Below are 15,553 nucleotides of genomic sequence, written 5' to 3' on the forward strand. Positions count from 1 at the left end.
CGGCGGTAATCAGGCCTTGGCGGCATGCGCGCGGTCGCCGAGCGCCTGGGTGTAGTCCCAGGCGTCGACGACGACTGAACGCAGGTCGGTGTGCCGTGGGCGCCATCCCAGCTCGTCGATAGCGCGCTGGGAGGACGCGATGAGCACCGCGGGGTCGCCGGCCCGGCGTGGCGCTTCGGCCACGGGGAAGTCGACGCCGGTGACGTCGCGGCAGGTGTCGATGACCTGTCGCACGGAGAAGCCGGTGCCCGACCCCAGGTTGTAGATCTCGTGGCGACCGGGCTTCGCGTGGTCGAGCGCGAGCAGGTGCGCGTCGGCGAGGTCCCTCACGTGCACATAGTCGCGGACCGCGGTGCCGTCGTCGGTGGGGTAGTCGTCGCCGAAGATCGAGATCTGCGGCCGCTGGCCGAGCGCGGTCTGCAGGACGAGGGGGATCAGGTGCGTCTCGATCTCCCGGTTCTCGCCGAGCCCGGCGTAACTGCCGGCGACGTTGAAATAGCGCAGCGAGACCGCCGCGAGGCCGTGAGCCACGGCGTACGAGGTGATGGCTGCGTCGATCGCGAGTTTGGTGGCGCCGTAGGTGTTGGTCGGCGCGGTGCGCGCGTCCTCCGTGATCGGGACGGCGTCCGGCTCGCCATAGGTGGCGGCCGTGGACGAGAAGACCAGCCTGGGGGTTCCGGAGAGTCGGATCGCCTCGAGCAGGGCCAGCGACGTGACGACGTTGCCCTTCCAGTACACCTCCGGGGTGGTGACGGACTCGCCGACGAGCGACTTGGCCGCGAAGTGCAGCACGCCGTCGAATCGCGGACTCGCCGAGTCCGTGCCGAGCACGTCGAGGGCGACATCGGCGACGTCGCCCTCGACGAACTCCGCGCCTTCCGGCACGGCGTCGCGGTTGCCCGTCGCCAGACTGTCGATCACCGTCACCTCGTGGCCCTGCTCGAGCAGAACCTTCGCGCAGACGCTTCCCACGTACCCGGCGCCGCCGGTCACCACCAACTTCATGGGCACGAGGCTACCGAGCGGAACCAGCCGCGCACTGTACGGACACTGTGCGCCCGCGCGTCGCGCCGCACGATGCGAGCGTCAGGCGGCGTCCACGAAGACGGCGTGCGCGAGTTCGTCGGGCAGCTCGAAGTCGTCGTGCCCGGACGCCGAGATGACGACGCTGTTCCGGCCGACGGTGACGGTGACGCGCGCGTCGGGCACCACGCCCGCGGCCCGGAACCGCCCGATGAGGTCCGTGTCGGCCTGGACGTGCTCGGCGAGTCGCTTGATGACGACCGCCGTAGGTGCGCCCTTCGGCAGATCCGTCAGTCGCGCGGGAACCGCGATCTGGGTCGTGCCCTTGACCCCGAGCTCCTCGAGGCCCGGAATCGGGTTGCCGTAAGGGGACGTGGTCGGGCTGCCCAGCACCTCGACGAGGCGGCGCTCGACGTCCTCGCTCATCACGTGCTCCCAGCGGCATGCCTCGGCGTGCACGTTCTCCCACTGCAGTCCGATGACGTCCACGAGCAACCGCTCGGCGAGCCGATGCTTGCGCATCACGGCGATAGCCAGTGATCGCCCCTTGTCGCTCAGTTCCAGATGTCGATCCCCCGCGACATGCAACAGCCCGTCCCGCTCCATACGTGCGACGGTCTGCGACACGGTGGGTCCGCTCTGCTCGAGGCGCTCGGCGATGCGCGCGCGCAGCGGCACCACACCTTCCTCTTCGAGTTCGTAGATGGTGCGTAGGTACATCTCGGTCGTGTCAACCAGATCGTTCAAGAAGCCGCTCCTTCGTCGCCGACCAGCTTACCGGTTCGTGGCGAGTACAGAAGGCCCTGCCGTTCAGACCGCGAGGCGCGCCGGGATCCGGTTACTGTTGCGCCATGGGTGCTGGTGCCGGGGCGAGCGTGATATGGGATCCGGCCGTCCTCGGATACAGGTTCTCCCCGTCGCATCCGATGGACCCGATCAGGCTCGAGCTCACCGTCGATCTAGCGCGCTCCCTCGGGGTGTTGGACGATGTCGAGGCGCTGCGGCCCGGGCCGTTCGACGACACCGAGCTGTTGCGGATCCACTCGGGGGACTACATCGACGCGGTCCGTGCGGCCGGACGGATCGGTGCGGACAGGCCTTCTGCCGCAAGGGTGCTCGCCGCCTACGGGCTCGGCAACGACGACAACCCGATCTTCGCCCAGGTGCATGAGGCGGCGGCGAGCATCGTCGGGTCCACGCTGGCGGGCGCGCGCGAGATCGCGCAGGGTCGCGCCGTGCGGGCGGTCAGTATCGCCGGCGGCATGCATCACGCCATGCGCACCCACGCATCCGGCTTCTGCGTCTACAACGATGTGGCCGTGGCCATCTCGTGGCTGCTCGACAACGGCTTCGACAGGATCGCGTACATCGATGTGGACGCCCACCACGGCGACGGGGTTCAGGCCGCGTTCTGGGACGACCCGCGCGTGCTGACCGTGTCGCTGCACGAGGACCCCCGTCGGCTGTGGCCGGGCACCGGATACCCGTCGGAGCTCGGCGGGCCGCAGGCGCGCGGCGAGGCCGTCAACGTCCCGGTGCCGAGTGGATGTCCGGATCGCCTGTGGCTGCGTGCCTTCGACGCGGTGGTTCCCTCGGTGGTACGGGCGTACCGGCCGCAGATCATCGTCAGCCAGTGTGGCTGCGATTCCCACCGCACCGACCCGCTCACCGATCTCGCGCTCACCGTCGACGGGCAGCGCGCGGCGGTCTACGCGATGCGCGACCTCGCCGACGAGCTATGCGACGGCCGGTGGCTCGCGGTAGGCGGCGGCGGGTATCAGGTGGTGAACGTGGTGCCGCGCATCTGGACGCACCTGCTGGCCGCGGGGCTGGGTCGGGACGTCGCGCCCGAGACCGTGATTCCGTCGGAGTGGGTCGGCACGGTCGCGTCGCACCTGCCCACTCGCCTCACGCGGTGCGACCCGCTGCCCACCACGATGGGTGACGGCGCCGACCTCGCGTTCACGCGCTGGGAGCCGGGCGGGGACCCGGCGGACACCTCGATCGATGCGGTGGCGGACCGGTTCGTCGGCCGGGCCCGCGCGGCCGTGTTCCCCCTGCACGACCTCGACCCGGAGGACCCCCGTGACTGATTCCATGGATCCCGAGTCCGATCGACCCCGGCGCGGTCCGGCCAGCGGCCCCTACGACTACCCCGCACACTGGGTGGCCGACGTCCTCGCATCGGACGGCGGCGTCGTGCACATCCGGCCCGTGGTGCCCGACGATGCCGACCGCGTCGTCGCCTTCCACTCCTCGCTGTCCGAACGCACCCGTTACCTGCGCTACTTCGGCCCGTATCCGACGATGCCGCCGCGCGACGGCGCGCGGACCACGACGGTCGACCACTTCCAGCGCGTGTGTCTACTCGCGATGCTGGGGGACAAGATCATCGCCGTCGGCCTGTACGAGGGCCTCGCGGACGCGGGTAAACCCACGTCGGCGGAGGTGGCCTTCGTCGTCGCCGACGAGCACCAGGGGCGCGGGCTCGGGCCGATACTGCTCGAGCACCTCGCCGGGGCCGCCGCCGAGTGCGGCTTCCACAGGTTCGAGGCGGAGGTCCTCGCCGAGAACCGGTACATGGTCTCGGTGTTCAAGGCCGCGGGCTATGAGCTGCGGCGCAGCTTCGACGGCAGCGTCGTGCACGTGGAGTTCGGTATCGACCCGACGGAGGCCCTCGTCTCGGTGCGCCACGCGCGCGAGCGGGCGTCGGAGGCGCGCAGCGTCCGCAACATCCTGCAGCCCACGTCGGTAGCGGTTATCGGAGCGTCGGCGACGCCGGCCAAGGTCGGCCACGCGGTGATGCGCAACCTCGTGGCGGGTGACTTCGCCGGGCCCGTGTATCCCGTGCACCCCGAGCGCCGGTCTGTGGGTGGGATCCGCGCGTACGAGACGGTTCGAGCGATCCCGGATCCCGTGGATCTCGCCGTGGTCGCGGTCCCGGCCGACAATATGGACGCGGTCCTCGACGACTGCCTGGCCAAGGGTGTGCGGACCCTGCTCGTCGTGTCGTCCGGCTTCTCGGAGGTGGGCGTCGAGGGGGCCGAATCAGAGCATCGGCTGCTTGCCGCGGTGCGCTCTCACGGCATGCGGCTGGTGGGGCCGAATGCGTTGGGCGTCATCAACACCGACGACGAGGTGCGGCTCAACGCGACCCTCGCCCCGGTCGTCCCGCGGCGCGGCAACGTCGGGTTCTTCTGCCAGTCGGGTGCCCTGGGCATCGCGATCCTCGACACCGCGCGCAGCCGCGGCGTGGGGCTCTCGACGTTCGTGTCGGCGGGCAACCGTGCCGACGTGTCCGGCAACGACGTGCTGCAGTACTGGGATACGGATCCGGCGACCGAGGTGGTGCTGCTGTACCTCGAGAGCTTCGGCAACCCGCGTAAGTTCGCGCGTATCGCGGGCCGGCTGGCCCGAGACAAGCCGGTCGTCGCGGTGCACCGTGGCGGCGTGGATGCACGCGAGCAGGCCCGGTCGGCTGAGGCTCTCTTCGAGAGTTCCGGTGTGGTGCAAGTGGATTCGATCCCGCAGCTGTTCGACTGTGCCACGTTCTTCAGCTATCAGTCGTTGCCGGCGGGCCCACGAGTCGCCGTGATCGGTAACTCGACGGCGCTCGGTATCCTCGCCACGCACACGGGGCTCCGTGAGGGGCTGGCGTGCAGCGACCCCGTCGATCTGGGGGCGTCGGCGACCCCGGAGGAGTTCGGGGCCGCCCTGGATGCGGCTCTCGCCGATGACGAGGTCGACGCCGTGATCGCGGTGTTCGTCCCCCCGGTGGAGGCGCCGCCCGAAGCGCACGCCGCGGTCCTGCTCGAGGCTTCGCGCAAGCAGATCAAGCCGATCGTCTCCACCTTCCTCGCGTTCGAGGGTGTGTCCGAGTTGCTCGCCGTGTCCGACGAGTTCGGGCGCCGCGTGCGTGGATCGGTCCCGTCGTACCCCGAGCCCGAGCGTGCGGCTCGCGTCCTCGCGCAGGCGTGGCGATACGCGCAGTGGCGTGCGCGTCCGGCGTCGCCCGTCGCACGTCCGGGGGACGTCGATTCCCAGGCCGCGCGGACGATGGTGCGCGAGTTCCTCGCCGACGGGGCCGGGGCGCGTGAGCTGAGCTTCACGCAGAGTGCGGAGCTGGCGGCGCACTACGGGATCGAGATCGCGGCCTTCGAGGTCACGTCGAGCGCTGAGGAGGCGGTCGCGGCGGCGGCGCGCCTGGGCTATCCCGTGGCACTCAAGGCGATGGGGCGACGGTGGCGCCTGCGGGCCGACCTGGCGGCGGTGCGCCTGGATCTGACCACACCCGAGGGCGTCGCCGAGGCGTTCCGCGACCTCGCCGGCGCGACCGGGGAGGCGACGCTGCACGTGCAGCGCATGGCGGTGAAGGGCATCGGCTGTGCGATCGGATACGCCAGCGATCCGCGGTACGGCCCACTGCTGTCCTTCGGGCTCAGCGGCGCGGTGCCGGCTCTGCTCGACGACCGCGTGCACCGGCTGCTACCGCTCACCGACGCGGCCGCGGCCGAACTGCTGTCGGCCGTTCGGACCGCGCCGCTCCTGGACGGATTCGCAGGTGAGGCCGGGGTCGATCGCCGGGCCCTCGAGGACGTGATCAAACGAGTCGCGGCGCTCGCCTACGAGGTACCCGAGATCCGCAGCATCGACTGCCAACCGGTGCTGGCGTCCACCGATGGTCTCGGCGTGCTGAGCATCCGCATCGGGATCGGGCCGGCGGGGGCCGGTGACGCGCTCAGTCAGCAGGCGCAACCGCGGCGGCTCTGAGGCGGTCCGCCCGCCCGAGACGTACAGTCCGCCCGCCGACTCCAGACGTATGGCAGCCCCGCCGCCGGAGGGGACAGGCGACGGGGCCACCGGGGCACCGGACGCTCCCGGAAGGGGGAGGGGCGGGAACGCCCGGAAGTGTCTCTAGCTGGCGTACGAGCGCAGGCGATCGGCCCGCTCGCCGTTGCGCAGCTTGGCCATGACCTCACGCTCGATCTGACGAACGCGCTCACGCGAGAGGCCGAACATCTTGCCGATCTGGTCGAGGGTGCGCGGCTGACCGTCGTCCAGGCCGTACCGCAGCCGGATGACCTGCTGTTCCCGCTCGTCGAGCGTGGCCAGCACGGCCCGGACGTCGCTGTGCATCAGACCTGTGATGACCGCGGATTCCGCAGACGCCGCCTCGGCATCCTCGATGAAGTCGCCCAGCGGCGCCTCCTCGTCGGATCCGACCGGCATGTCCAGGCTCACGGGATCACGCGAATGATCCATCAGGTCGGCTATCTTCTCCTCCGGGATGCCGGACTCGCGTGCGAGCTCGGCATCGGTGGCCTCGCGACCGAGCTGCTGATGCAGCTCGCGACGGATCCTCGCGAGCTTGTTGACCTGCTCGACCAGGTGGACAGGCAGTCGAATGGTGCGCGATTGGTCCGCCATGCCGCGCGTGATCGCCTGCCGGATCCACCAGGTGGCGTACGTCGAGAACTTGTACCCCTTGGCGTAGTCGAACTTCTCCATGGCGCGGATCAGCCCGAGGTTGCCCTCCTGGATGAGATCGAGCAGCGGCATGCCCCGGCCGGTGTAGCGCTTGGCGAGTGATACGACGAGGCGGAGGTTGGCCTCCAGTAGGTGGGCGCGTGCCGCCTGGCCATCGCGGACGATGAAAGCCAGGTCACGCTTGCGTGACGCGGCCATGCGCTTACGGGTTTCGAGCAGGTGCTGGGCATAGAGCCCGGCCTCGATGCGCTTCGCCAATTCGACCTCGTCCGCCGCGGTGAGCAGTGCGGTACGCCCGATTCCGTTGAGGTACACACGGACCAGATCCGCGGCGGGGCTCTGGGCGTCGAGATCCGCCTCGGTGAGCTGTGGCCGGGTGGTGGCGGGGCTTGTCATGAACGACCTCCTGTGCACGTTCGGTACATACGGTTCAACGACCGGATGGCGACATGAGTTCCCGAGCCTCGGTGGGCTGACCTGGGTAAATACATCGGTGTTCTGAGAAGTTGATAAGAGTAGGCCGACTTCGGATCTCAGACGACCTCCAGGAACCCGTGCCGGTAGAGATCGGTCGCGAGCGCCAGTGCGGAGTGCGCGAGGCCGGGTTCGTCGGTCACGGCCTCCAGTAGCGCGACGAGCTCGTCGAGCGACAGCAGGCCGGAGCAGCCGGCCAGCAGCCGTGCGCCCAGGTCGTCGATGTCATGGGTCCATCGCGGCCCCGACATGCGGCTGACCCGGACCACGGTCTCGGCCCAGCCACCGTCGGGAGCGGGGGTGGAGACGCGCTCGAGCGCGACGTCGGGCGTGAGCCGCAGCCGCGCGGAGCCGAGGTCCCTTCCCTCCGCCTCGAGCCGGCGCAGGTGCGCCATGCGGGCGAAGTGCGCAGTGGCCTCGTCACCGAGCGGATCCTCGTACGGCTGGAACAGGTCCTCGCACACCACACTCGACGGCCCGTCGACCGCGCGCAGGTACACGAAGCCGAAGCCGATCCCGGTCACGCCCGCCTCTGTGAAGCGCCGGAGCCACCGATCGGACTTCGCACGCCCGCGACCGGTGCGGGAATCGAGGCCCTCGTCCTGCAGCCACGTCCCCACATAGAGAGCCGGATCGGCGATGTCGCGCTGCAAGACCCAGGCCTCGACACCGTCGGCGGGAATCCAGGAACCCACCCGAGAGGCCCAGGTCTCGCCCTCTCGATGCACCCACGACGCAAGCAGTACGGCCGTCCCGCCGGGTGTGAGGTGATCGGGGGCCTCGCGTACGACCAGCTCGGATGCCCCGTCGAGGTCGAGCCCCGAGTCGCGGTAGGTGTGGTCGACCGAGCCCTCACCGACGACGAACGGCGGGTTGGCGACGAGCAGGTCGAAGCGTTCGCCGCGTACCGGCAGGAACCACCTGCCGGTACGCACGTCCAGGTCGACGCCGGACAGAGCGGCGGAAGCCGATGCGTATGCCGCCGCGCGCTCGGACAGATCGGTCGCAACGACCGATCGCGCGATCCCGGCCGCGTGCACCGCCTGCACGCCGCACCCCGTGCCAAGGTCGAGAGCGCGCTCGACGGGACTCGTCGGGGTCGCCCGCAGCAGCGACAGCGACGCGTGACCGACGCCCATGATCTGCTCGGGATCGTCGGCCGTCGCCCGCATGCGGCCGTCGAGGTCGGAAAGGAGGTGGAGGGTTCGAGACCGGAAGTCCAGGGCCCGGATGCCCAGGGCGGCGCGCACGCCCGCGGGACCGACCGGCTCCAACAGCCCGACCGCGACCAACTCGTCCACCCCGGCGGGCGCGACGGTGGCGGCGGCGTCCTCCGATGTCACCACCGAACCCGCGACGAACAACCGCGTGAGTACCGCCAGGGGCGCCGGACCCTGTGCGGCGGCCTCGACTGGGCCGGGTTCGCCGCGGGAGACCGCTCCGAAGGCGGCAGGGCCGAGCAGTTCCGCGACGGCGGCCTCGGTGAATCCGAAGAGCGCAGGCCGGAGCCGCTGGCACGCATGTGTCAGCGGTGCGGAGTCGGTCACTAGCTGTCGATGGTGTGGATCGGGTGGCCGTGCAGAGCGAGCTGGTCCGCCTTGGGCGCGTCGAATCGGCTCGGCTCACCGCGGCGGCGGCGCGGCCGGTCGTTCGCGCGGATCACCGCGATCCACGGTATCGGGATCGAGACCGCCAGGACGGCGAGAGCGATGAGTCCGTTGTGTGTCCAGGTGTAGACCAGCGCGGAGGCCACCAGCATCGGGATCCGGAACGCCATGATGAGCAGATAGCGGCGGACGCGGGCCCGGTACTGGTCCTCGTACGACGGCTGCGCTTCGGTGATCAGGTATGCACCGTGGTTGGTTTCTCCCACACCTCTACTGTCCCACTTCCGTCGGGCAGAATGAAGTCATGAGCACGAAGACTCTGGAACGGCCCGATGTCACCGAAGACGACACCACCGACGACGACGCCCCCAAGTTCTTCCACTACGTGCGCAAGGAGAAGATCACCGAGTCCGCGGTGACGGGCACGTTCGTGGTCGCACTGTGCGGCGAGACGTTCCCGGTCACCAAGTCTGCTAAGCCCGGCTCCCCGGTGTGCCCCGAGTGCAAGAAGATCTACAACCGCATGAAGAAGTAGTCAGCCGGGCCCACGGTGTCGCGGTGGGGCGCCGTGCCGCGCGCGCACCGACTCGTCGACGTCCCCCGTGCGGGCGGGACCCACATCGCCGGTGCGGGCGATGGGCTTCGGCGGAGGGGCGGCAGTCTCGTCCTCCTCGTCTGGCCGGGGTCTCCGGGTGGGGCGAGAGATCGGCCCCGTCGCTATGCGCTTGAGCTGCTCGGCGGCTTTGCCCGGGGTATCTATCCCCGCTGCGGAGAACTGGTCGGTTATCCATCCCCGCCACTGCTCGACGTGCGTCTCTTTGGCAGGCCATTGCTTCTGGACGGCGGCGTTGAACTCTGCCCCCGCCATGACCGCGAACCCCAGGAAGTACGTGAACAGCAGGAATGCGATCGGGGTGGCGAGGGCGCCGTAGGAGTAACCGCGCGTTGTCACCCAGCCCAGGTACACACGCAACACCCCGGATGCGACTATGAAGATCAAACCCGCGAGAGCCGCGCCGACCAGCAGCCGGTGCCAGGGCAGCGGCTTGGGCAACGCCACGCGGTACAGCGTCGCGAGCCCACCCACCAGCAACAGGATCACGGCGGGGAAGTAGGCGATGTCGAAGATGTGCGTGCTGGCGGGGTGCCACGACGCCGGAATGTGCCGGGCGATGATCGACGGCCCCAGCGCGACCAGTGGCAGCGTCAGGACCGCCAGCGCCAGGAACTCCACATAGAGGCCGAGTGCGAAGAACCGCTGACGCACACCACTGCGCAGCGAGTGCTGGTCGTGGGCCTTGACGATCGAGTCGACGAACGACGACATCGCCGACGAGCCGGCCCACAGCGATATGACGAAGCCGACCGACACCAGGTCGCCCCGACCACGGCGGAGCACATCGTCCACCGTCGGCGCGAGGATCTCGTCCACCACGGACTGGCTGAAGACGGTGTGCCCGAATGCCAGGATCTTCTCGTGCACTATGTCGAGGGTGTCGGGGCCGAAGATCGCGCCGACGTAACCGGTGAGGCCGAGCAGACCCAGTAGCAGCGGCGGCAGTGACAAGGTCTGCCAGAACGCGGCCTGTGCGCTCTGGCCGATGATCGAATCGTGGTACGCCTTCAGCACGGTGCGCCAGATCACCCGTGGGATGAGGCGCAGCGTAGCGAGCGGTTTATCGATCATCAGGTACCAGTCTTCCCCAGACGGCGCGGTTCGCGGTGCGCCGGGGCCGTGTGTTGCCGGTAAACTCGCCGCGTTCGCCCCGATGTCCCCGGCCTAAGAGGAGTTCGCGCACCACATGTCGAGTTCGCTACGTGCCTGGCAACGACGTGCGCTGACGAAGTACCTGGCCACGAAGCCGCGCGACTTCCTCGCCGTCGCGACGCCGGGTGCCGGCAAGACGACCTTCGCGCTGCGAGTCGCCGCTGAACTGCTCGCCGATCGCACGGTCGAGAAGATCACCGTCGTCGCGCCGACCGAGCACCTGAAGTACCAGTGGGCCGAAGCGGCAGCACGCAGCGGGATCGATCTCGATCCGAACTTCACCAACTCGACAGGCGTGACGTCGTCGGACTTCCATGGTGTCGTCGTCACCTACGCGCAGGTGGCGATGCACCCGTACAAGCACCACTCGCGGACCGCCGCCTACAAGACGCTGGTCGTCATGGACGAGATCCACCACGGCGGCGACGCCAAGAGCTGGGGAGACGGCATCCGTGAGGCGTTCGACGACGCGACGCGGCGCCTCGCACTCACCGGCACCCCGTTCCGGTCGGACGACAGTCCGATCCCGTTCGTCACGTACGAGCCCGAGCCGGGCGGTGCCCAGCGCTCCAAGGCGGACCACACCTACAGCTACTCGGACGCGCTCGCCGACGGCGTCGTGCGCCCCGTCGTATTCCTCGCCTATTCGGGGCAGGCGAGCTGGCGCACCAGCGCGGGCGAGGAGTTCACGGCGCGGCTCGGCGAGCCGCTGAACAAGGAGCAGACGGCGCGCGCGTGGCGCACTGCACTGGACCCGCACGGCGACTGGATCCCCGCCGTGCTGCAGGCCGCGAACATGCGGCTCGACCAGCTGCGCGCGCGCATGCCGGACGCCGGCGGCCTGGTGATCGCGACAGACCAGACCACGGCGCGCGACTACGCGGAACTGCTCGGCGACATCACCGGCGAGAAGGTCACGGTGGTCCTGTCGGACGATCCGACGGCATCACAGCGGATCAGCGAGTTCGCCGCGAGCCGGGACAAATGGATGGTCGCGGTGCGCATGGTGTCCGAGGGGGTCGACGTGCCGCGGCTAGCCGTGGGCGTGTACGCGACGAGCGCCTCGACACCGTTGTTCTTCGCGCAGGCCATCGGTCGTTTCGTGCGCTCACGCACCAGGGGCGAGACGGCGAGCGTGTTCCTGCCCTCGGTGCCGGTCCTGCTGGACCTCGCGTCCAAGCTCGAGGAGCAGCGTGACCACGTGCTGGGCAAGCCGCACCGCGAATCCGACGGCTTAGACGACGCCGCGCTCACCGAGGCGAACAAGACCAAGGACGAGGAGGGCGAGAAGGACAAGGCCTTCATGTCCCTACACGCCGATGCCGAGCTCGACCAGCTCATCTACGACGGCTCTTCCTACGGCACCGCGACGTTCTCGGGCAGCGATGAGGAGGCCGACTACCTGGGGCTGCCAGGGCTGCTGGATGCCGAACAGATGCGGGCCCTGCTCGAGCAGCGGCAGGCCGAGCAGGTCGACGCACGGACTGCCACCGCGACCGCTGCACCGACCCCGCCGCCCGCGGTCGCCGAGCGGGTGAGCGCCGGGCAGCAACTCTCCGATCTACGCCGTGAGCTCAACTCACTCGTCGCCATGCACCACCACCGGACCGGCAAGCCGCACGGTGTCGTGCACAACGAACTGCGGGCGCAGCTGGGAGGCCCGGTCACCGCCATGGCGTCCGCTGAACAGCTGAAAGACAGGATCGCCGCGCTGCGCCGCTGGAAATAGCGGGCTGCGCGGCGATCGGCCGGCGGGCGCCGAGCCCGGGGCTGCTAGGCGGAGACGGGTTCTCCGGCGCCCTCGTATACGGCGGCACCCTGTTCGGCGAGCCGCGCTGCATGCTCGTTGTAGTGATGCTTGCAGAAGAGCAGCTCGAAGCCCGACGGAAGAGTCGCCCGTACCCGTGCCGCCGCGGAGCAGCGGTCACACCGGTCTGCCGCGGTGAGTTCGACGGTGGATGCGGTGCCTTCGTGCGTGGTCGTCCTGGCGGTCATGATTCCTCCGTCCCGGTGAAGCTTCGTCACCTGATGCGCTTCCCACTCTGTCAGACGTTTGGTGATCGCGAATTGTTCCCACGCCGTTTCACATGTGGCTTCTCCCACGATTCTCAGGCGGGTTCCTAGGGTGGTAGCGGTGAACCGTCTCACGATCCCGCTGGTGTTCGTCGTCGGCGCCGTCAGCCAGTACGTGGGTGCTTCGCTCGGCATCGGGCTGTTCGACCGGCTGTCTCCGGAGGCGGTCGCGTGGCTGCGCGGCGCCGGCGCGGGGATCGTCCTGGTCGTCGCGCTGCGCCCGTGGCGGGGGCAGTGGCCCGCGGCGCGGCTACGGCACGCGGCCCTTTTCGGCTGCATCACGATCGCCATGAACATGGCCTTCTACGCGTCACTCGCACATATCGACATGGGTACCGCCGTCGCCATCGAGTTCCTCGGGCCGATCGCGGTCGCCTCGCTCGGCTCGCGGCGACTCGCGGACGGGCTCTCGGTCGTCTGCGCGCTCGCAGGTGTCGCCTGCGTCGCAGGCGTGCGATGGGGCGGCGGCCTCGCGGGTGTGGGCTTCGCGCTGCTGGCGGCGGCATGCTGGGCCGGATACATCGTGGTCGGTAAGCGTGTGGCCGACGCGGGGTCGGGCATCGACGTTCTGGGGGTGGGGCTCGCGCTCGGCGCCGCGGTGCTGGCGGTCCCGGCGATGTCCTACGACGTCGTCGTCCACACGTCTGCGTTCGCGCGGCCGGAGGTGTGGCTGATGGGCCTGGGAGTGGGGCTGCTGTCCTCCGTGATCCCGTACGCGCTCGATCAGGTGGTCCTGCCGCAGGTGGGCCGCGCGCGATTCGCTCTGCTGCTCGCGCTCCTTCCGGTCACCGCGACGGTGGTGGGGGCGGTCACGCTGGGCCAGATGCCGACGGCGGCCGAGCTCGCCGGGATCGCGCTGGTCGTCGTGGCGATCACCGTGTCGGGACGAGACACCGGGTCGGGCCGGGACGACCACACGCCGTCCGGTGGTCAGAATGCTGGCGCACCGCCCGGCGACGATGATGCGTCCGCATCGGCGAGGGACGGCCTGCCGGGCACCGGAGGCTGAGTAGATTCATGACCATGTCTACCGAACCTCGTAGCCCTCTGGAATCGATCGTCGGCCGGCGAGGGCTCCTCGCCGGCGCCGGGGCGCTCGGACTCGGCGCGCTGTCCGCATGCGCGGCGCCCGGGCCGGGCGGGCTCACGAGCACGGTGCCGTCATCGGGTGCCGCGCCATCGGTCGCGAGGACCGGACCGGACCTGTCCGGAGTGGACGCCAAGGTCCGGGTGTCGGATGACCTCTTCCGGCACGTGAACGGGAAGTGGTTGGACTCCTTCGAGATTCCGGCCGATAAGGCTTCGTACTCCACCGTCACCGCGCTGCGGGACGCAGCGCAGGACGACCTGCGCGTCATCGTCGAGCGACTCCGCGACCCGCGGCCGCGCAGCGACTCCGAGCGCATCAGCGACGTGTACCGCTCGTTCATGGACACCCAGCGCATCGCCTCCGACGGTGCGACGCCGATCGAGGGTGAGCTCAAGGCGGTCACCGGTGCCGATGGCCGTGACCGCCTCTCGGAGGTGCTCGGCGACCTGCAGCGTGCGGGCGTCGACGGGCTGCTCGCCGTCGACGTTCAGCCGGACCCGAAGAAGCCCACGACCTACGCTCTCGCGATCTCTCAGTCCGGCCTCGGTATTCCGGACCGGTCGTACTACATCGACGCGGGCTCCGCGGATGTTCGCGAGGCGTACCGCAGCTACGTCGAGAAGCTGGCGCGCGCGGCGTCGCTCCCCGATCCGACCGGCGTCGCGAAACGGGTGCTCGAGTTCGAGACTGCGCTTGCGAAGGCCCAGTGGGACAAGGTGCGCGAGCGCGACGCCGAGGCCACCTACAACCCGCGGCAGTGGTCGCAGCTGACCTCCGCCGCACCCGGATTCGCGTGGGACGCCTGGGCGAAAGCGCTCGGTGTCGACACCGCGAAGGTGGGTACCGTCGTCGTCTCGGAGCCGAGTTTCCTGACCGATGCCGCAAAGCTCTGGGGCGCTACCGATCTGAGCGAGCTCAAGGAGTACGTGCAGGTATGCGTGCTGCGCGGCCGCGCAGCACTCCTTTCGGACCCGTTCGCCGACGCCGACTTCGAGTTCACGGCGAAGACGCTGCAGGGCGTCGAACAGAAGCCGGAGCGCTGGCGCCTCGCGCTCGCGCAGGTGGAGGACTGCGTAGGTGAGGCGCTCGGGAAACTGTACGTGGACAAGCACTTCCCGCCCGAGGCGAAGAAGGCGGCAGATGCGCTGGTCGATGACCTGATCAAGGCGTACCGCGCGAGTCTCGAGAACCTGGACTGGATGAGCCCGCCGACGCGCCGTGCCGCCGTGGCCAAGCTGAACGCGATCACGCGGAAGATCGGGTATCCCGACACGTGGCGCGATTTCTCTGGTCTACGAACCGATCCGCACTCGATCGTCGACAACGTGCGCAACGCAGCGCGTTTCGAGAGCGACCGCAAGGCCGGCCGGATAGGGAAGCAGGTCGACCGCACCGAGTGGCAGATGACGCCGCAGACTGTCAACGCCTACTACGACCCGAGCCGCAACGAGGTCGTCTTCCCGGCAGCGATTCTCCAGTCGCCGTTCTTCGACCCGGGCGCCGAGGACGCGGTGAACTACGGGGGGATCGGCGCCGTGATCGGGCACGAGATCGGGCACGCGTTCGACGACCAGGGCTCCAAGTACGACGGGGCCGGAAACCTCGCGGACTGGTGGACGGCGGCGGACCGCGCGGCGTTCGACAAGCGTGTGAAGGCGCTCATCGGGCAGTACGACGCGCTGGTGCCGGAGGGGCTGGAGCCCAGCCACCACGTGAACGGCTCGCTCACCGTGGGGGAGAACCTCGCCGACCTGGGTGGGGTGTCGATCGCCGTTGCGGCGTATCGGATCTCCGCCGGGCCACGTTCCGACCTCACGAACCTGTTCCTGAGCTGGGGCCGGGTGTGGCGGTCGAAGATGCGGCAGGCGGCCCAGATCCAGGCGCTCGCCACGGATCCGCACTCGCCTGCGGAATTCCGCGCGAATCAAGTGGTGCGCAACGTGTCTGCATTCGCGGACACGTTCGGTCTGCGCGCGGGTGACCACATGTGGCTGGCGCCCGAGGACCGGGTCCGCATCTGGTAGCTCGAGT

13 protein-coding genes are annotated in these 15,553 nt (G+C 69.5%); 6 read left to right on the plus strand and 7 right to left on the minus strand.

Features of this window, described 5'->3' with window-relative positions; translation table 11 throughout:
• Window positions 1–9: 9 nt before the first annotated feature.
• Window positions 10–1,005, minus strand: coding sequence for a UDP-glucose 4-epimerase GalE (gene galE / locus P0W64_RS00155; protein ID WP_275478022.1), 996 nt, complete (start codon window positions 1,003–1,005; stop codon window positions 10–12).
• An 81-nt stretch (window positions 1,006–1,086) separates the two neighbouring features.
• On the minus strand, window positions 1,087–1,770 hold the full coding sequence (locus P0W64_RS00160; protein ID WP_275478023.1) for a metal-dependent transcriptional regulator: 684 nt from the start codon (window positions 1,768–1,770) through the stop codon (window positions 1,087–1,089).
• 104 nt (window positions 1,771–1,874) lie between these two features.
• On the opposite strand from P0W64_RS00160, the gene P0W64_RS00165 reads away from it, so the two are divergent.
• Both P0W64_RS00165 and P0W64_RS00170 read left to right on the plus strand, forming a co-directional pair.
• Window positions 1,875–3,116 (plus strand): acetoin utilization protein AcuC, encoded by a 1,242-nt coding sequence (locus tag P0W64_RS00165; RefSeq protein ID WP_275478024.1) that lies wholly within the window; start codon window positions 1,875–1,877, stop codon window positions 3,114–3,116.
• Between the two features lie 4 nt (window positions 3,117–3,120).
• Window positions 3,121–5,793, plus strand: a complete 2,673-nt coding sequence (locus tag P0W64_RS00170; RefSeq protein WP_275478262.1) for a bifunctional GNAT family N-acetyltransferase/acetate--CoA ligase family protein — start codon at window positions 3,121–3,123, stop codon at window positions 5,791–5,793.
• Window positions 5,794–5,937: 144 nt separating this feature from the next.
• On the opposite strand, the gene P0W64_RS00175 is transcribed toward P0W64_RS00170, so the two are convergent.
• From P0W64_RS00175 to P0W64_RS00185, 3 genes are all read right to left on the minus strand, one after another.
• Complete coding sequence (locus P0W64_RS00175) at window positions 5,938–6,906, minus strand: sigma-70 family RNA polymerase sigma factor (RefSeq protein ID WP_275478025.1); 969 nt, start codon at window positions 6,904–6,906, stop codon at window positions 5,938–5,940.
• Between the two features lie 137 nt (window positions 6,907–7,043).
• Window positions 7,044–8,531, minus strand: a complete 1,488-nt coding sequence (locus tag P0W64_RS00180) for a methyltransferase (RefSeq protein WP_275478026.1) — start codon at window positions 8,529–8,531, stop codon at window positions 7,044–7,046.
• Entirely contained in the window at window positions 8,531–8,857 is a 327-nt protein-coding gene (locus P0W64_RS00185) for a DUF3099 domain-containing protein (protein ID WP_275478027.1), read from the minus strand. Before P0W64_RS00185 ends, P0W64_RS00180 begins: the two co-directional genes overlap by 1 nt.
• 38 nt (window positions 8,858–8,895) lie before the next feature.
• Between P0W64_RS00185 and P0W64_RS00190 the strand changes: the two genes are divergently transcribed.
• Window positions 8,896–9,126, plus strand: coding sequence for a DUF3039 domain-containing protein (locus tag P0W64_RS00190; protein WP_275478028.1), 231 nt, complete (start codon window positions 8,896–8,898; stop codon window positions 9,124–9,126).
• Here P0W64_RS00190 and P0W64_RS00195 read toward each other — a convergent pair whose 3' ends face one another.
• On the minus strand, window positions 9,127–10,278 hold the full coding sequence (locus P0W64_RS00195) for a YihY/virulence factor BrkB family protein (RefSeq protein WP_275478029.1): 1,152 nt from the start codon (window positions 10,276–10,278) through the stop codon (window positions 9,127–9,129).
• Between the two features lie 115 nt (window positions 10,279–10,393).
• On the opposite strand from P0W64_RS00195, the gene P0W64_RS00200 reads away from it, so the two are divergent.
• Window positions 10,394–12,088 carry a DEAD/DEAH box helicase gene (locus P0W64_RS00200; RefSeq protein WP_275478030.1) on the plus strand — a complete coding sequence of 565 codons (1,695 nt, stop codon included), beginning with the start codon at window positions 10,394–10,396 and terminating at the stop codon, window positions 12,086–12,088.
• A 44-nt stretch (window positions 12,089–12,132) separates the two neighbouring features.
• Here P0W64_RS00200 and P0W64_RS00205 read toward each other — a convergent pair whose 3' ends face one another.
• Window positions 12,133–12,354 (minus strand): hypothetical protein, encoded by a 222-nt coding sequence (locus tag P0W64_RS00205; protein WP_275478031.1) that lies wholly within the window; start codon window positions 12,352–12,354, stop codon window positions 12,133–12,135.
• A 139-nt stretch (window positions 12,355–12,493) separates the two neighbouring features.
• Between P0W64_RS00205 and P0W64_RS00210 the strand changes: the two genes are divergently transcribed.
• Together P0W64_RS00210 and P0W64_RS00215 are read left to right on the plus strand one after the other, a co-directional pair.
• Window positions 12,494–13,441, plus strand: a complete 948-nt coding sequence (locus P0W64_RS00210) for an EamA family transporter (RefSeq protein WP_275478032.1) — start codon at window positions 12,494–12,496, stop codon at window positions 13,439–13,441.
• 14 nt (window positions 13,442–13,455) lie between these two features.
• Complete coding sequence (locus tag P0W64_RS00215) at window positions 13,456–15,546, plus strand: M13 family metallopeptidase (protein WP_275478033.1); 2,091 nt, start codon at window positions 13,456–13,458, stop codon at window positions 15,544–15,546.
• The last annotated feature ends 7 nt before the right edge of the window (window positions 15,547–15,553 follow it).

The sequence above is a fragment of the Tsukamurella sp. 8F genome (assembly GCF_029167375.1).
Taxonomy (GTDB): domain Bacteria; phylum Actinomycetota; class Actinomycetes; order Mycobacteriales; family Mycobacteriaceae; genus Tsukamurella.